The organism is Flavobacterium sp. ACN6 (genome assembly GCF_002304005.1).
GTDB lineage: Bacteria > Bacteroidota > Bacteroidia > Flavobacteriales > Flavobacteriaceae > Flavobacterium.
In genome coordinates, this window is the sequence record NZ_MRCQ01000007.1 from 130986 (window position 1) to 148977 (window position 17992).

Consider the following 17992-nt stretch of genomic DNA (forward strand, 5'->3'; position numbering starts at 1 on the left):
GTACAATTTTTAATTAAAATTTTTCGAGTTATTTTTTGCCACGAATTCACGAATTAGAGAAATTAAATTTGAATGTTGATTTCGCAAATTTTCTTTATTTCAAATTTTTGGCCACAGTTTTTAAATAAAATTCGTGAATTCGTGGCTATTTAAAGACTAAGAATGAAGAGCGATCTCAGAAAAAAGCCCTAAATTAGTAGTAAAAACGTTTTGTAATCATGGAAACTACTACAGATCAAGATATAGTAAAGGTAAAGGCTTTAAAGAAAATGAAAAGGAATGCTTTGGCACTTTTAGGTGTCGCAGTTTTACTATTTGTAATTGCTATTTATTTTAAAATACCAATTCTTCAGGCTTTTAGTGAAGCTGCAATGGTGGGCGGTATTGCAGACTGGTTCGCAGTTGTAGCATTATTTCGTCATCCTTTAGGAATTCCCATTTGGCATACAGCAATTATTCCGACTAAGAAAAACGAGATAGGCGAAAATCTCGGGAATTTTGTTTCAGAAGAATTCTTGAATCGGGAAAAATTAGAAATTAAACTGGACGAATTCAACTTTGCCAGAAAAGCATCAGAATGGCTTTCGCAGTCAGAAAATGCCAATAAAATTGCAGATGCAGTTGCGGTCAATATTATTCCAGGTATTTTAAGAACAATAAAAGATGAAGATGTTAAAAGGTTTATTCAGGTTCAATTTGCAGCAAAAATGGAAGGAATAAATTTTGGAAATTGGGTTGCCGTTGCATTAGAACCTTTACAAAAAGGAGATTTGAAAAATCAAATGCTGACCAATCTTCTCGAAGTCATCAGTGATGAATTGACCAATAATAAAGACTTAATCAGACAGAAAGTAAAGGCATCTACGCCGCTTTTAAGTTTCGGATTGGCTGATAAAAGCATTACAGAAGGTGTTTTTAACGGTTTACAGGATTTTTTAAATGAAGCAAAGAAACCAGAAAGTGCAGTTCGTTTAAAGATTGATGAGTATATTTTTGATTTTCTGGAAAAGGTAAAAAACTCAGAAGAAATGAGAATAAAAATCAATGACATGATTCTTGGTTTTGTTGGAAAAAAGGAAGTTCAAGATTATATCAACGGAATTTGGGATGAGATAAAACTCTCCATAACAAATGATTTAAATAAAAGAGATGAGTCTTCTATTAAAAACAGTATTTCGAATTTAATTCAAACATTCGGAAATGGAATTCAAGAAGATCCAATTATGATTGATAAGATCAATAATTTTATTAAAAACGATTTGCTTTCGGTTCTTTTGAATAACAAAAAAGTAATTGGAGATTTAATTTCTTCAACGGTAAAAAGCTGGGACGGAAAAGAGGTTTCGGAAAAATTAGAATTGGAAATCGGAAAAGATCTTCAATATATCAGAATCAACGGAACTTTAGTTGGCGGAATTATTGGATTAATTATTTATGGGGTTGAGCAGTTGTATCATTATTTTATAATGTAACCACAATTTTTGTCATTTCGACTGAAAGGAGAAATCACACTAGAAGCTCTATAAAGATTGGCGATTTTGCATGTCGATGCCCGAGTGTGATTTCTCCTTTCAGTCGAAATGACAAGAAAGACGTGATTAGGGTTGTGTTTAAAACAAAAAAGAGGCTAATTTTTTAAATTAGCCTCTTTTTTATAATGAAAATTTGTTTTCTATAATAGTGAATGACAAGTCATTGCATTTGGTTGCTGCACGCCCATCAATTCTAAAATAGTAGGAGCGATGTCGCCTAAAACACCATCTTGAATACTTTTCAATTGTTTATCAACTAAAATAATCGGCACTGGGTTTGTTGTGTGTGCAGTATTTGGAGATCCGTCAGGATTAATCATCGTTTCGCAGTTTCCGTGATCGGCAATTACAATAGTTGTATAATCGTTAGCAAGAGCAGCTTCGATAACTCGTTTCGCACAAACATCTACAGCTTCACAAGCTTTGATTGCAGCTTCCATAATTCCAGTATGTCCAACCATGTCGCCATTTGCGAAGTTTAAACATACGAAATCAACTTCACCTTTGTTTAATTCAGGAACGAGAGCGTCTGTCAATTCATAAGCGCTCATTTCAGGCTGTAAATCGTAAGTAGCCACTTTTGGAGAGTTTCTCAAAATTCTTGATTCACCTTCAAAAGGAGTTTCTCTTCCGCCAGAAAAGAAAAATGTTACGTGCGGATATTTCTCTGTCTCAGCAATTCTGATTTGTTTTTTACCTGCTTTCTCTAAAACTTCACCAAGGGTTTCAGTAATATTATCTTTATTGTAAACCACTTTTACGTTTTGGTACGTTTCGTCGTAGTTTGTCAATGTTACATAATACAAGTTTAGTTTGTGCATGTTCTGCTCGTGGAAATCTTGCTGCGAAAGTACTTCTGTAAGTTCACGACCTCTATCAGTTCTAAAGTTAAAGAAGATTACCACGTCACCTTCAACAATTGTTGCTAATGGTTTTTGCTCTTCATCAACAATTACAACTGGAGCAATAAATTCGTCAGTTACTTCATGTGCGTAGCTGTCAAGAACGCTTGCTACTGGATTTGTAGACGGAATTCCTATTCCGTTAACTATTAAATCATAAGCTAATTTAACACGCTCCCAACGTCTGTCGCGATCCATTGCGTAATAGCGTCCAATGATAGAAGCAATTTTTACCGGCGTATCTTTAATATATTCGTCTAAATCATGAATATATTTTGCTCCAGATTTAGGATCAACGTCACGTCCGTCTGTAAATGCGTGAACATAAACTTGATCTAAACCATATTCTTGTGAAGCATCGATTAAGCCGCGAAGGTGTGAAGTATGTGAGTGAACACCACCATCTGAAACTAATCCTAAAAAGTGTACTTTTTTATTATTGTTTTTAGCGTACGTAAAAGCATCAATTAAAACTTGTTCTTTTGCTAAAGTTTTATGTTCTACCGCTAAGTTAATTTTTGCTAAATCTTGATAAACAATTCTTCCAGCGCCAAGGTTCATGTGACCAACCTCGCTGTTTCCCATTTGTCCATCTGGTAAACCAACATTTAAACCGTCAGTTCTAAGCTGCGCGCTTGGGTAATTTTGGTAAAGACTGTTTATAAAAGGAACATTTGCATTGTCTATTGCAGATACTTTAGGGTCAGGAGATTTTCCCCAACCATCTAAAATCATAAGGATAACTTTTTTGTTCATTACTTTTTGTTTTCTACAAAGATAAGTCATTTCTAAAATTGGCAAAGAAAGCTTTGTTACATTTATGTTTAATAAAATGAAGTCTTATAAAAAATACTAATTTAATTATAGAAGTCTTTATTTTTTAAAATTAATTCACACTAAGCTCTTTTTCCGACTTTATTTTTGACAGCATTATAGTCAATAAAATATTTTACACTTACAGAAAAGATGTGTTTTAGGGCGTCATTATTTAGAAGTCCAGAAACATTGTGTTTGAAATCTTTATCAATAATTCGCTCAAAATTAGACGCATTGTTTCTGTATAATGCAGAAAGCTGACTTCCAGGTGCAAACCACCAAGAGAATGATAAATCGGCATTCCAAGAATAAAAACTTGAATTTTTATTCGTTGTATATTCCGGATATGGAGTTAGATCTCCGTTTGGTTCTAGAGTTAGAATGTTTTTATTATCGGCATAAGACCAATATTGGCGAACAGATAAATTAATTGTCATTGCACTGTTTACCGCATATTTACCTCCTAAAGTATTCGAATACGTAATCACATTTCTGTTTGCAAATATTATTTCGTTTGGAGTGGTTTGGTTGTCATCAGTGTCGATTTGATCAATATAACCTTTGTTGTTGTTTTTTCTCAAATAACTAAAAAAGTAAGTCAATAGTAATTTATCACTGAAACGATATCTCGGGCCAATATCAAAACCGTACGTTATTCTTTCAGATTCATCAAAAACATTAAAAGTTCCGTTTAAATCAACGGCAAATTTATGGTTATAATTGGTCGAAATACTTCCCCAAGTTTCTATTTTTCGGGGAATGGTAACATATCTATTTTCTGCACGCGGTTCGTAATAATCACAAATTTCCATTGGATAAAAAGTAATTCCAGTTCCGTAATAGTTGTTTTTTACTGTTGTTAAATTTAGATTGGTATTGATACTATTGTCCTGTAATTTTCCAGATTCTTTGTTGAATTCCGTATACATATTATAGTTGATTCTAAAAGTGTTGAACTTTTTGGTTGGATTCAGAATTCTATAATTGGCATTTCCGTAAAAATTATAATAGTTGGTGTAAAAATTAATTCCGAGATCGTTAGGATCAAAGTCTTTACTAACAAAATCAGAACCAAAGCTGTATCTATATTTTCCGCTTGTTTTAGACAGTCCTACTGTAGAATAAAAACCTTTTTTATCTTCAATATCATTGATAAAACTGTATTTAGCATTTCCAAATAAACTATAGGTATTTGCTTTTGTATTTAAATCCCATGCCAATCCCGTAACGTTTGCATCTCTAAAATGCCCATTACGGCTAACATTCGTATTAATAAAAGTAACAGATGAATTTTTGCGGAAACGCTGATCCAAAACCAATACATTATAATTAGTAAGAGGTTCAACAATTTCGCGTCTCGTTTCTCCGGTAGTATTATCTTTTATGGTGGCAAAAGTCTTTTCTGTTACGGCATTTAAAACTCCAATTCCCAGTCCGTTTTTGGTTCTTCCTGAGACCTTTAATGCGTTTACAAGATTTACAGCAGCTGGTAATTCGATAATTTCTTCATTTTCATTTAATGAAGGATCGGTTGACGGCGCGCCTCCAATTCTTCTCGAATAAAACATCTCTCCTTTGCTGAATAAATCTGTTCCTTCTGTAAAAAAAGCTCTGTTTTCATTAAACTGCTGTTCAAAAGGACCGAGATTTAAAATCTGATCGTCGTATTTTGTTTGTCCAAAATCTGGAATTAAAATCGCATCAATAGTAAAAGCATCATTTATTCCGTACTTAATGTCCATTCCGCCTTTTAAAGTTCCGTAAGTCTTTTGTCCGTCTCCTGCATTTAAATAATACGATGCATAAGGCATTAAAAACAATCGAGTAGGAGGTTTAATATTTTCGATTCCTTCTAAAGTTCCCGCCTGCTGCGTAAAAGTTCCTATTTTACGGTCTATAAAATTCCAAGTATATTTAAAACGCTCTCGTTTTATTTCTCTGAAAAAGTTTATTCCCCAGGTCTGTTTGTTCTCGGCAGAAAAGCGTAATGCTGAATACGGTATTTTAATTTCAACAACCCATCCATTTTCTTTTATAGAAGCTTTACTGATCCAAACAGCATCCCACGAATAATCTTCGCCATTGGCATCGGTCATAATACAATCTCCCTGAACGTCTGCGGCAGAAACATAAAACATAAAATCCTGCTGACCATCATTAAAACCATTTATAAAAACACCAAAAAGATCTGCGGTACCAAAGTTGTCTCGCTGTGAAATTTCTTTTAAAATTTTAGAAGGTTCATCATCATACATCATAGCGGCGATGTACACAGCATCATTATCATATAAAACTTTTACTTCTGTTCTTTTTTCAAAAGGAATAGATTTTCCGTTGTCTGGTTCCAGCATTATAAAGTCAGAAGCAATCGATGCATTTTCCCACGCTGGTTCATCCAATTTTCCGTCAATAGAAATATTTTGTGAAGTTACTTTTGCCTGAATTGCTTTTTTTTGACCGTAACTGCACAGAGCGGATAATAGAAAACTGAAGAAAATTATTTTTTTCATGAATATTTTGATGGGAAATAGTGACAAAATTACTTTAATATAGAAATAATAGACTAGAATTTGTTTCACTTGTTACACTTTTCGTTTCAAAATTTCCATTTTATTCACCTTTTTTTAAGAAAATTGGTTGAAATGTTATGATTTTTAGCGTAAGAAGAAATCTTACATAACCAGCGTTTTTATGTTAATAATGTTAAAGTTTAAGTAAAAAAGGCCTGAAAATCAGGATTATATTTTGCAAGGAATGAATTATTTATATTTTTGCCATACCCAAGTTTTTGTTTAACCTAAAGAAATTCAATGATTTACAAAATCTATCCGCTATTTGTGTTTTTGCTGTTATCTTTTGGAAAAGATTCAAAGAACACTACCGATCTTAAAACAAACGCTGTCGTAAAGTCAATTGCTAAAGTTGAAAAAGTTACAGTTGATTCGAAAATTGAAAGCGTTTATAACACTTTAAATTCCAATAACTACAAGATGCCTGAGCTTAAAACTTTCTCGGAAGCTTTAAAGGGATTTTACTTATTGAAAGAAAAAGGAGTTATCAAGAAAAATATTTTAACGCTTATTGATTTCAGCTTATCTTCAAACACAAAACGTTTGTGGGTAATTGATTTGACAAGCAATACCATCTTGTTTAATTCGCTTGTAGCTCATGGAAGAAATACTGGAGAAGAATTTGCTTCTGCATTTTCAAATCTTAATTCTTCATTTAAGAGTAGTTTAGGTTTTTATTCTACAGGAGAAATATACCAAGGAAAACATGGTGCTTCTCTACGTTTGGATGGTCTGGAAGATGGAGTGAATGACAACGCACGCCAAAGAGGTGTTGTAATGCACGGTGCAGATTATGTATCTGAATCATTCATCAGAGACCACAAAAGATTAGGAAGAAGCCAAGGTTGTCCTGCTCTTCCAGTAGAAATGACAAGTGAAATTATTCAGTTAATAAAAGATAAATCGTGTTTATACATTTATCATCCATCAAGAAGTTTCGCGATGGAAGAGAGGCTAATTTCTTAATTTAGCATATAAATCCGAATCTAGATTATAAATATCAGCTCTAAAAAAGAGCTGATTTTTTTTGCTCCATGCTGTCCAGTACCATTGATACAAAGCATATTTTTTTGTGATTTTGAAACTCATCGTTTTTTTAGAAGCAATAATAGTATCAATCCTATCTTGAGGCCAATTTCCCTCAACATCCAAAATATGCTGCGCCAGTTCCAGAGGATTCTCAACACGCACGCAACCTGAGCTCATAGAACGGTTATTTCGTCCGAAGATGTTACGATGATTGGTATCGTGCAGATAAACACTATGATGATTTGGAAATAAAATTTTCATTAAGCCCAGCGAATTATTGTAGCCGGGACTCTGTACATAACGATAATTATTAGGTTTGTTTTCATTCCACGCTATTGGTTCAACGACATTTCCAGACGTATCATAAATGGTAATGTTTTTTTTAGCCAAATAATTTCGGTTTCGTTTCATTGCGGGAACAACATCTTCTTTCAAAATTGTTGGAGGAACTGTCCAAGTCGGATTAAAAACTACTGTTTTTAAGACAGAGGTAATAATAGGTGTTTTTCTTTTACTTGTTCCAACAACAACATTTCGAACCAAAGTTGTGTCTTGGTTTTCAACTACATTTAAATTGTAATCGGGAATATTAATGATAAAATAGTTTTCGGCTAATTCATCTGGATACCATCTCCAGCGTTCGAGATTGGCAATGATCTGCTTTTTTCTTCTTTCCTTAGAATAATTTAAGGCACTGATTGTTCCTGCGCCAATAACCCCATCCGAAGCCAACCCATGTCTTTCTTGAAAATTCTTAACTGCTTCAAAAGTTTTTTTGTTGTAAATTCTTGTAAGGCTGTCTTTTCCAGACATATCTTTCCAAAATAACAGTCTTCTTTTAATGTTTACTAAAGCGGCGCTAGTATCGTTTAAAGTGATTTTTTCGGCTGATTTAATATCTTCTATTTCATCATCTGGAAAAGTATTTACGATTTCTAGTGCTTTCAAAAGCTGTTTGTAGATTTGAGTTTTAGGCTGGACATTTTCAACAATACTATCTAGTTTATTGTTGTTGAAAGCTTTAATAAGAACAGAATTAATGTCAAGTACTTTTTCATCTAAATCCCAGTCGGTGTAGATTTTTTTAGGATCAAGTTTTCCTTTGTGTAAATGATTTAAATATTTTTCAAAATTATAAGTCAGCAATATATCATAAGTAGCTAAGTCAGAATCGCTCAGGGAACTTACTTTGCTTTCAAACTTTTTTAACTGTGATGCCTTGTAATCTTCTGGTTCTAAGCCTAATTCATCTGATTTTTCTAATTGAGACAAAACATAAGTTCTCTTTTCCAGATTTCCCCAGACCGTTTTATTTTCAGATGCGATATAGAATTGTTTTAGCGTTTCGCTCTTAAAAGTGCTTATTACGGCAGTATCTATTTCAACTTTTCTTTCGTCAGTAAGTATGATTGCTGGTACCGTTTTTTTGACGATAGGAGCAGGTTTCGGGACATCTTTTTTGCATCCCATAAAAACAGATATTACTAATACGAAGTAAAGTTTTTTCATTCTATAATTTTTTAAACATCAAATAATGTTCGCCAACGTCTTGAATATCAAAAGGCTCACCTTGGGGCTGGTAATCCATTTTTTGATAAAAGCCAACAGCTGTTGTTCTGGCGTTAAACCAAATCAAATCGACTTTGTTTTCATTGCAGTAGGTTTCACAATGTCTAACCAAAGCCTCGCCAAATCCCATTTTTTGATGCGTTTCTAAAACTGCCATCCCTCGAATTTGAGCTTGATTTTGTTCGGCAAATATAGTGTTGATTTTATTAAATAAGGAAATAATTCCTATTAAATTTTCATTATCAAATAAACCAAAATGATGAGTGGTTTCTAAATCGTCTCCTTCAAAAATACAGCTTTCTATAGGTTTTCCTTTTCTTAAAACAGGTTGACGTACGGCATAAGTTTCTTTTGATGTAATTTCTTTGATTGTAATCATGATTTTTTTGAAAAATATTGGTTTTATAACTTTTTAATTTTAAATAAGTTATAAAAAAATGTTGATTTTAATTGATTTTTTTTGCGAAAAAGCTTGTTTTGAACTTAACTTTCTTTTTATATTTGCACCACCAATGCGAAAGTAGCTCAGTTGGTAGAGCTCCAGCCTTCCAAGCTGGTTGTCGCGAGTTCGAGCCTCGTCTTTCGCTCTAAGAAACCAAAATTTTTAGTTTCGGTTTTTTTGTCAAAAGTAAATAATTTTTGATTTTAGTTTTTTTTAAAGATTAAATTATTTATATTTGCACCCTGTTAATGCGAAAGTAGCTCAGTTGGTAGAGCTCCAGCCTTCCAAGCTGGTTGTCGCGAGTTCGAGCCTCGTCTTTCGCTCTTCAAAAGCCTCAAACATTGTTTGAGGCTTTTTTGTTTTTAAACCAATTTACTTAAATTTCAATATTTTTAAATTCCAAATTCCAAGTTTAATAAAGAAGTAAATTCTAAAGATTTGGAATTTGGAATTAAAAAAATATTTGGAATTTTATTTTAAGCTGCTCAAATCACTTTCTGTTTCTAATTCCTGCGGTGTTTCGTTTTTCTTGAAAAGTCTCGCTTTCAAATCGCCTTTCAGGATTATTTTTTCACCTTTAACTTCCAGCCAGCTTCCTTCTCTTAAACCTAAAACTGGAATCGAATTGAATGCATGAAATTCTTTGATTCGTGTTTCGCGTGTTTCACCCATGTGTTTAGACTGTAAATCGGCATCTAAGTAATGCGGATTTAAATTAAAAGGAATTAGCCCTAAGGTTTGAAAACTTGGCGGGTAAATAATAGGCATGTCGTTTGTAGTCTGCATCGATAAACCGCAAATATTACTTCCTGCGCTTGATCCTAAATAAGGAGTGCCGTTTTTTACTGTTTCTGCAACTAACTGCATGATGTTATTTTTGTAAAGCTGACTAACCAGTAAAAATGTATTTCCGCCTCCTGTAAATATTCCTTCTGCTTCTTTTACAGCGGTTTGAGGATCTTCAAATTCGTGAATTCCTTTAACGTCAATGTTAATTTTAGCAAATGCTTGTACGGCTTTCTGTGTGTATTCGTCATGCGAAATACCGCTTGGGCGTGCATAAGGAATAAATAATATTGTTTTGCAGTTTTTAAAATGTACTTCTAAAGTGGGTAAAAGATATTCTAAATATTCACCTCCGTGCAAAGTAGATGTGCTTGCGATAATGATACTTTTCATGATTTTTTTTTAACTCAAATTTTGTTGGTTAAAGATATAAAAACTCTGTTTTTGTATGGTTTTTTATTGTTTTAATTAACATATTTTTACCATGTCATTAATACTAAATTTGGAGGATATTAAGATATTTTTACCGTTTTAAGAATGTTTCTAATATATTTCATTTTGATTCAAAAAATTACTTGTTTTTTATTTGTTATTGTGGGGCAGGCTTGCTTGTCGCAGGTTCAAGAACGCTCTCTTTTTACTGGCAAAATAGCGGCTAACACTTCAAGTTTAGATGGTGTTTATGTGATTAATGCGCAGACAGAAGAAACGGTATCAACAAGTGAATCTGGCTCTTTTTCTATTTTGGCAAAAGCAGATGATGTGCTGGTTTTTTCTTCAATAACATTTAAGGAGAAAAGAATTATGCTGAAACCCGAAGATTTTTCCAATCTTAATTTTACTGTAAATCTTAATATGGTCATGTATCAGCTTCAAGAAGTTGTAATAAAAAGATATGATAATATTAATGCCGAAAGTTTAGGAATAATTCCGCAAGGGCAGAAAAAATATACCGCAGCCGAACGAAAATTGGAAACGGCAACTGCGCTGAACGCCACGGCAAATGGAGGCGGAATGGTTGGCGGCTCAATTTCTGCGGATCCGCTGTTGAATTTTTTCTCAGGAAGAACAGCAATGCTGAAAAAAGAAGTAGCGGTGGAGAAAAAAGAGTTTTTCATGAAGCTTTTGGAAAATATGTTTAGTTTGGAACATTTTATTGACCGATTAAAAATTCCGGCAGAATATGTAAAAGGTTTTGAATATTATGCTGTAGAAAATGATAAGTTTACCGTGATTTTGAATTCTAAAAACAAAACTTCTACAGAGTTCCTATTGGGAGAACTGGCAGTAAAGTATAAAGAAATAATTGCTGGTGAAAACAAATAAAACCATATCAGCTGCTTTTTTTCTGTTTGTTGCTCAAGCTAATTTTGGGCAGACAGAATTTAAGCAATTGTATGGAAAGGTGATGCAGAACTCAAAAGCGGTTGAAGGTGTTACTGTTGTTAATAATAATTCTCAGGCGATCGTAATTTCAGATGCCGAAGGTAATTTTTCTATTCCTGTAAGAGAAAATGAGGTTTTGGTTTTTTCTTCGGTTAATTTAAATCCTGTTAGAAAAAGAATTACAAAAGAAGATATGGCGTCTTCAGAAATTCTGATTGTGGCTATGACAACAAAAGAAGTGCTTTTGGATGAAGTTGTCATAAATGAGAATGCGGGTATTACTGCAGAAAATTTAGGAATTATTCCGCGGGGGCAAAAAAAATATACGCAAGCAGAAAGGCAATTGGCAACAGCAGGAGATTTTAAACCTGTTATGTTGTTGGGGCTTTTGGGAGGATCTATGCAGCTTGATCCTTTAATTAATAAAATAAATGGCAGAACTAAAAGATTAAAGGCAAATGTTGAAATAGAAAAAAAAGAAAAGAATTTTTTAAAATTAGGTTATTTGTTTGATGACGTATATTTCGTCCAACAGTTAAAAATACCTAAAGAAAATGTAAATGAATTTAAATTTTATGCGGTCGAGAATGACAGTTTTTGTGCTGTTATGAATTCTAAGAATAAAACTTCTATGGAATTTCTTTTAGGAGAATTGGCGGAAAAGTATAAAGAAATAATTGCTGGTGAAAATAAATAAAAATATATCCATTATACTGTTTTTAATTTTTGTTCAAATTGGTTTTGGACAAAAGAACAATTCGAAAGAATTATTAGGAAAGATAATGGAACAGTCAACGCCAATTGAAGGTGTCAATATCATTAATAATACGACTCAAGTAACAGCAGTTTCAGATTCTGATGGTAATTTTTCTATTGCAGTCAGAGAAGGAGAGGTTTTGGTTTTTTCTGCGGTAAACTTAGAGCCGCTTAAAAGAAGAATTACATTAGAGGATATGAATACCAATTTACTGCTTGTTAAAATGGCAGTAAAAGAGATGGAATTAAAAGAGGTAATTGTAAATGAAAATGCAAATATCACCGCCGAAAATTTGGGAATAATTCCGTACGGACAGAAAAAATATACTCCAGCAGAAAGAAAAGTTTACACAGCAAATTCGACCTCGGTTGATAAATTGTTAAATGGAATTTCTGGACGCACTGCGATGCTGAAAAAAGAGGTAAATGTTGAGAAAAAAGAAGCGCTTTTTAGAAAATTAGAATATCTTTTTGATGAGAATTATTATACGCAAAGATTGAAAATACCTGTGGATTATATAAAAGGATTTCAATTATTTTGTATAGAAGATGCTGAATTTGCTGTATCTTTGAATACTAAAAACAAAACAATGAGTATGTTTTTAATCACAGATCTAGCAAGAAAATATCTAACAATTCTCGAAAATGAAAAATAATTTAGGAGTACTCGTTGTCTGCTTATTTTGTCAAATTGTATTAGGGCAAAACGGTTCAAGAAAACCATTACATGGTCAAGTTACAAATGATTTTTTAGCTATAGAAAGCGGCTATGTAATGAATATTAACGCAAATGTCAGAACATTTATCGGCGCAGGCGGTTTGTTTGATATTATGGCACGTCCAAAAGACACTTTGCTGTTTTCTGGTTTGGCATTTCAATCAAAAAAAATCGTTTTAACAGAAAAAGATTGTGCTGAGGTGCTGTTTAAACTTAAACTGGATTTGGTTAATAATCAGCTTAAAGAAGTTGTGGTTCATAAAGATTTAAGAGTAAAATCACTTGATCAAAATTCGCAGCATTATGTAGATATGCAGTTTGAAGATGATAAACTTTCAACTCCTGAGAATAAAGCCATGCTTTCTGATCAAACCATTAAATATGGAACTGATTTTGTGCGAATATTTAAAGATGTCAAAAAACTTCTAAGTAAGAAAGAGGATGTAAAAGAAGAAGAAGTGACAGATATTGCTTTTGTAGAATATGCTAAAGATAATTTTACAAAAGATTTTTACACTAAAACATTGAACCTGAAACCAGATGAAATAGAATTGTTTTTAATGTACTGTTCAAACGATGCACATTCAAAACAACTTGTAAATCCGGATCAAAAATTTATGCTGATAGATTTTATGGTGAATAAGAATAAAGAATTTAAGAAAGCTGCTGCTGTTCAAAAATGAGAAATAAATTAGTTTACTGTCTGCTGGCAGTTGTTTTTGTATTGTCTTCTGCCTTTACTTTTCATAAGTTTTATGTTGGTGTTTTTCAGGTAAATTATGCTTCAGAAAAAAAAATGCTGCAGATAACTTCCCGCATTTTTATTGACGATTTAAACAATGCAATGGAAAAAAAATATCGTAAAAAAACATTTGTAGGAACCAGTAAAGAAACTCAGGCAGATATTGATTTATTGAAAAAATACCTCTCCGAAAACTTTACAATCAAAGTTAACGGACAGGCAAAAACTATTGCTTTTTTGTCTAAAGAAGTTGAAGCAGACGATGTTTTGGTCTGTTACTCCAGAATTAAGGATGTAGATAAATTGAAAACATTAGAAATTTCAAACACAATTTTAGTGGATTGGAATGCAGAACAGCAAAACATTACACATATTTCAGCGTTTGATACCAAAAGAAGTGTTCTTTTTACAGAATCTTCAAGGAAAGAAGTGTTAAAATATTAGTAGATCTTAAAATTTATTATTTTAATTACTATTTTCACGACCTGATAAATTACCATTACATTTTTATGAAAAAACTTTCATTATTATTATTTTTTCCGGCAATGTTGGTCGCTCAGGAAAAAGCAACCACCCCGCCTGTTAGACAACAGGGAAAATACGATACCAATAAGTTTAGCCAAATGTACGATTTGCTGGCAACTCCCAACATGTTTCGTACGGCTTCTGGAGCTCCAGGACCTGCTTATTACCAACAGCAGGCAGATTACAAAATTGACGTTGAATTAGACGATAAAAATTCAAAATTAAGCGGATCTGAAACTGTAACGTATACCAATAATTCGCCAGACAGTCTGGAGTATTTATGGGTGCAATTGGATCAAAACCAAGCAAAAGCAAATGGACAATCTTCATTGGCAGAGGGTGAAAAAATAAATCAGGTACTTCCTCTTGATGGTTTTTCTTCTAAATATTTGAAAAAAGATTTAGAGCGTGGATTTAATATTGAGCAGGTTAAAGATGCTAAAGGAAATGGACTTTCTTATACGATCAATGAAACAATGATGCGTATTAACTTAACGTCTCCTTTAAAACCAGGCGAAAAAATTTCTTTCTCGATAAAATGGTGGTACAATATCAATAATTATAGAAAAGAAGGCGGTCGTTCTGGATATGAATTATTCGAAAAAGACGGTAATAAACTTTATGTAATTGCGCAATTCTATCCAAGAATGGCAGTTTATAATGATGTTGAAGGCTGGCAGAATATGCAGTTTTGGGGAAGCGGAGAGTTTGCTCTTCCTTTCGGAAACTTTGATGTAAATATTACAGTTCCTGCAGATCACGTAATTGATGCTACAGGAGAATTAATGAATAGAAGCGAAGTATTTACAGCAGAACAAGTAAAAAGATACGAGCAGGCTCAAAAATCTTTTGATAAACCTGTAGTTATTGTAACGCAGGCAGAAGCAGAAGCAGCTGAAAAAGGTTTTTCTGAAAAGAAAAAAACTTGGAAATTCAGCGCTAAAAATGTTCGTGATTTCGGAATTGCTTCTTCAAGAAAATTCATTTACGATGCAATGGCTGTTAAATTGAATAATAAAGTGGTAATGGCAGAATCTGTTTATCCAAAAGAAGCGAATCCGCTTTGGGGAGAAACTTCTACGATGACAGTCGCTCATACTTTAAAAAGTTATTCTTCTCATACATTTGATTATCCTTATCCAAAAGCAGTTTCTGTTTCTGCAGAAGATCAGGGAATGGAATATCCAATGATTTGCTGGAACTATGGTCGTCCAGATGAAAATGGGGTTACGCCTAAAGAAGTTAAGAATGGAATGATTGGTGTTGTGGTTCACGAAGTTGGACATAACTTTTTCCCTATGATTGTAAACTCTGACGAACGTCAGTGGACATGGATGGATGAAGGATTAAATTCGTTTTTAGAGTATTTAGCAGAGCAAGAATTAGATCCAAATTTCCCTTCTAGAAGAGGTCCTGCAAAAAATATTGTTCCTTACATGAGTGGTGATCAAAAGTTTTTGGAGCCAATTATGTCTAATTCGGAAACAATTCACCAATTCGGTAACAATGCTTACGGAAAACCAGCAACAGGTCTTAATATTTTAAGAGAAGTTGTTATGGGAAGAGAATTGTTTGATCACGCTTTTAAAACTTATTCAAACAGATGGAAATTCAAGCATCCAACCCCTGAAGATTTCTTTAGAACAATGGAAGATGCTTCTGCAGTAGATCTTGATTGGTTTTTTAGAGGATGGTTTTATTCAACTGATTTTGTAGATATCGGAATTAAAGAAGTAAAACAATATTACGTTTCAGATACACCAACGGCAGATCTTAAAGATGTTAAAGTAAGAAAAGGACGTTTTGGATATGAAAAAGGTCCGTTCGTATATCTAGTTTCAGGAGATAATGCTGAAGTAAATTCATCTAAGAAAAAAGCTTTAAAAGTAGAAGATTTTAAACCTTTGGCAGATTATGTAGATCAGACTTTTACTGCTGAGGAAAAAGCGGGTATAAAATCTCCTAAATATTTCTACGAAGTAGAGTTTAATAAGCCAGGAGGTATGATTATGCCTATTTTAGTAGAGATTACTTATGAAGACGGTTCTAAAGACAATTACAAATATCCGGCTCAAATCTGGAGAAAAAGTAATGAAACGGCTAAAAAAGTTTATGCTACAACTAAAGCAATTAAGAGTATTCAAGTCGATCCAAAACTGTTAACAGCAGACATCGATGTTACTAATAATTCTTGGCCAAAAGTAGAAGCAAAATCTAAATTTGACTAAACAAATAAAAAGATAATAAAAAAGTTCATCAGGTTTTAAAAGCTTGATGAACTTTTTCTTTTTTATTAAAATGCATTTTAAAGGACTTTTTAAGTTAATTTTAAAACTCAACGCTGCAAAATTTAATATCTTTGCGACAACAAAAATAAAAGTTATGTTTGGTATAGGAGGAGGAGAATTAGTTTTTATACTGTTTATTGTATTAATGCTTTTTGGTTCAGATAAAGTGCCGGAAATTGCACGTACTATGGGTAAAGCTATGGCTCAATTAAAAAATGCAACTAATGATATTAAAAGTGAAATTCAAAAAGGAGCAGAGGCTAATGGTCTTGACTCTAAATCTTTGACGGATATTACTGGAAACATCAATGCAGAAATTAATAATGCAAAATCTAATTTACTTGGAGAAAATGGAAGTCTTTTAGGAGACACGGCCAATGAAATCGACAAGGTAAAAGAAGATATTGACACCATTTCCGGACCTATTAAACGCCAAAGATAATGCTTGAAAAAATACAGGAATTAGACATAAATCTTCTTGTGTATCTTAACGGATTAGGTTCTGAAACTTATGATACATTTTGGCTTATCATTACCAACCAGTTGTATTGGACGCCATTTTTCTTGTTAGTTTTTTACTTTATTTATAAAAAAATAGGTGGCAAACAAACTTTATATTTATTGCTTTTTATAGCAATTTTGATTGCTTTTACAGATCAAACTTGTAATTTATTTAAACATACTTTTCAACGCTTACGCCCTTGTAATAATCCAGATTTAGCTTCGGTTATTCGAATTGTACAGGTTAGAAAATCATATAGTTTTTTCTCTGGCCACGCAGCAAATACAATGGCAGTTGCGACTTTCTTATATTTAGTTTTAAGACGCCACTTCAAATATTTAGGATTCTTATTCTTATGGCCTTTGATTTTTGCTTACAGCCGTATTTATTTAGGATTACATTATCCAGGCGATATTCTTGCCGGATATTTCTTTGGAGCAGTTTTCGGATCTTTACTTTATTTAGTGTATAGAAAATTAAAACAGCAGTATTTTCCTGGATAGGTTTTTTTAAAGTTTCTGAGGTTCTAAGACACTATCCCGAGATTTCGGGACTGAGTTTGTTGAAAAGAGATTAAAATATACCTTATCACTTGCCTCCAGCTTTAACTGGATATAATGATTTTCATAATAATAAGGCTTTAGCCAAAATACATCGGGTATTGGCTGAAGCCTTTTTCTTTTTTAACTGTTTATCTTAATTTTGAAGAATTGTTTTTTCACTCCAATCTAATCCTTCTGGAAGTTGTTTTTTGCTGAATTCAATATGAATAACTCTTCTGCGTTCGTTATTTGTGGTCTTGTTTGATGCATGAAATAGCAGTGGTTTCATGATCATAATCCCGCCTTTTTCAACTTCACAAATGGTTTCTTTTTCATTTTCAAAATCAAGGTTTTCAATTCTCAATATTCCTTTTGAATGTGAATTATTAATAACCTTTAAAGCTCCATTATCCTTAGTAGTTTTATCGATATGAATTCTGATCGTAAAATTGTCTTCTAAAATTTCTTTTGGAGGCTGAACCGCAAACTGATTTTGTTTTACAGTCCAATTTTCAAAATTTTCAACCTCTATTTTTTTGTCAACAGAAATAGTTAAATCCTGATGATAAGCAACAAACCAGTTTGATTTCTCAGGTTTGTCAAAATATATGGATTTGGTTATGAAATATCCTTTACCAAAATTAGATTCGATAATGTTTTTCAAATTAGCATTAAAAATAAACGGCAGAGTTTCTGGAATTTCTTTATGAAATTGTCTGATAGCAAATAAATCTTGAGACTTTCTAAATGTCGCATTATCAGAGTCGTTATTAGTTGTGTTTTCAATTAATGAAATCATTTTTTCGATTTCATTTTCGGTATAAACATTATTTATAATTGTAAAACCTTCGGTGTTTATTTCGACGTTATAATTCATCTTTAAAAAG

The 17992-nt window shown here is 32.7% G+C and carries 16 protein-coding genes and 2 tRNA genes; 12 read left to right on the top strand and 6 right to left on the bottom strand.

Annotated elements, in window-relative coordinates:
* The first annotated feature begins 218 nt into the window (after positions 1-218).
* A complete protein-coding gene (locus BSF42_RS12585) occupies positions 219-1472 on the top strand; it encodes a DUF445 domain-containing protein (protein ID WP_095953446.1) in 1254 nt (417 codons plus the stop codon).
* 200 nt (positions 1473-1672) lie between these two features.
* Here BSF42_RS12585 and gpmI read toward each other — a convergent pair whose 3' ends face one another.
* Together gpmI and BSF42_RS12595 are read right to left on the bottom strand one after the other, a co-directional pair.
* Positions 1673-3190: a 2,3-bisphosphoglycerate-independent phosphoglycerate mutase gene (gpmI, locus tag BSF42_RS12590; RefSeq protein WP_095953447.1), complete on the bottom strand. Its 1518-nt coding sequence runs from the start codon at positions 3188-3190 to the stop codon at positions 1673-1675.
* Between the two features lie 140 nt (positions 3191-3330).
* On the bottom strand, positions 3331-5760 hold the full coding sequence (locus BSF42_RS12595) for a DUF5916 domain-containing protein (RefSeq protein ID WP_095953448.1): 2430 nt from the start codon (positions 5758-5760) through the stop codon (positions 3331-3333).
* A 300-nt stretch (positions 5761-6060) separates the two neighbouring features.
* Here BSF42_RS12595 and BSF42_RS12600 point away from each other — a divergent pair, with 300 nt between their 5' ends.
* On the top strand, positions 6061-6786 hold the full coding sequence (locus BSF42_RS12600; RefSeq protein WP_095953449.1) for a murein L,D-transpeptidase catalytic domain family protein: 726 nt from the start codon (positions 6061-6063) through the stop codon (positions 6784-6786).
* On the opposite strand, the gene BSF42_RS12605 is transcribed toward BSF42_RS12600, so the two are convergent.
* Entirely contained in the window at positions 6775-8358 is a 1584-nt protein-coding gene (locus tag BSF42_RS12605; protein ID WP_095953450.1) for a murein L,D-transpeptidase, read from the bottom strand. The two genes, BSF42_RS12600 and BSF42_RS12605, sit on opposite strands and share 12 nt — an antisense overlap.
* 1 nt (position 8359) lies before the next feature.
* Positions 8360-8797, bottom strand: coding sequence for a GNAT family N-acetyltransferase (locus tag BSF42_RS12610; protein WP_172426681.1), 438 nt, complete (start codon positions 8795-8797; stop codon positions 8360-8362).
* A 135-nt stretch (positions 8798-8932) separates the two neighbouring features.
* On the opposite strand from BSF42_RS12610, the gene BSF42_RS12615 reads away from it, so the two are divergent.
* Together BSF42_RS12615 and BSF42_RS12620 are read left to right on the top strand one after the other, a co-directional pair.
* Positions 8933-9005: transfer RNA gene (locus BSF42_RS12615), tRNA-Gly, on the top strand.
* 105 nt (positions 9006-9110) lie between these two features.
* Positions 9111-9183 (top strand) — tRNA-Gly (locus tag BSF42_RS12620).
* 148 nt (positions 9184-9331) lie between these two features.
* On the opposite strand, the gene pepE is transcribed toward BSF42_RS12620, so the two are convergent.
* The gene (gene pepE, locus BSF42_RS12625; RefSeq protein WP_095953452.1) at positions 9332-10039 is read right to left on the bottom strand and encodes a dipeptidase PepE; all 708 of its coding nucleotides are present in this window, start codon (positions 10037-10039) and stop codon (positions 9332-9334) included.
* A gap of 165 nt (positions 10040-10204) precedes the next feature.
* Between pepE and BSF42_RS12630 the strand changes: the two genes are divergently transcribed.
* From BSF42_RS12630 to BSF42_RS12665, 8 genes are all read left to right on the top strand, one after another.
* Positions 10205-10972 (top strand): hypothetical protein, encoded by a 768-nt coding sequence (locus BSF42_RS12630; RefSeq protein WP_095953579.1) that lies wholly within the window; start codon positions 10205-10207, stop codon positions 10970-10972.
* Positions 10959-11729, top strand: a complete 771-nt coding sequence (locus BSF42_RS12635) for a carboxypeptidase-like regulatory domain-containing protein (protein WP_253251039.1) — start codon at positions 10959-10961, stop codon at positions 11727-11729. Before BSF42_RS12630 ends, BSF42_RS12635 begins: the two co-directional genes overlap by 14 nt.
* Positions 11716-12444 (top strand): carboxypeptidase-like regulatory domain-containing protein, encoded by a 729-nt coding sequence (locus tag BSF42_RS12640; protein ID WP_253251040.1) that lies wholly within the window; start codon positions 11716-11718, stop codon positions 12442-12444. Before BSF42_RS12635 ends, BSF42_RS12640 begins: the two co-directional genes overlap by 14 nt.
* Positions 12434-13189 (top strand): hypothetical protein, encoded by a 756-nt coding sequence (locus BSF42_RS12645; protein WP_095953453.1) that lies wholly within the window; start codon positions 12434-12436, stop codon positions 13187-13189. The genes BSF42_RS12640 and BSF42_RS12645 overlap by 11 nt, the downstream gene beginning before the upstream one ends.
* On the top strand, positions 13186-13692 hold the full coding sequence (locus BSF42_RS12650) for a DUF6702 family protein (protein WP_095953454.1): 507 nt from the start codon (positions 13186-13188) through the stop codon (positions 13690-13692). Before BSF42_RS12645 ends, BSF42_RS12650 begins: the two co-directional genes overlap by 4 nt.
* Positions 13693-13757: 65 nt before the next feature.
* Positions 13758-16001 (top strand): M1 family metallopeptidase, encoded by a 2244-nt coding sequence (locus BSF42_RS12655; RefSeq protein ID WP_095953455.1) that lies wholly within the window; start codon positions 13758-13760, stop codon positions 15999-16001.
* A 154-nt stretch (positions 16002-16155) separates the two neighbouring features.
* Positions 16156-16503 (top strand): twin-arginine translocase TatA/TatE family subunit, encoded by a 348-nt coding sequence (locus BSF42_RS12660; RefSeq protein WP_095953582.1) that lies wholly within the window; start codon positions 16156-16158, stop codon positions 16501-16503.
* Complete coding sequence (locus tag BSF42_RS12665) at positions 16503-17066, top strand: phosphatase PAP2 family protein (RefSeq protein ID WP_095953456.1); 564 nt, start codon at positions 16503-16505, stop codon at positions 17064-17066. The genes BSF42_RS12660 and BSF42_RS12665 overlap by 1 nt, the downstream gene beginning before the upstream one ends.
* A gap of 193 nt (positions 17067-17259) precedes the next feature.
* Here the strand turns inward: BSF42_RS12665 and BSF42_RS12670 are convergent, their stop codons facing one another.
* Positions 17260-17982, bottom strand: a complete 723-nt coding sequence (locus tag BSF42_RS12670) for a phytanoyl-CoA dioxygenase family protein (protein ID WP_095953457.1) — start codon at positions 17980-17982, stop codon at positions 17260-17262.
* Between the last annotated feature and the right edge of the window lie 10 nt (positions 17983-17992).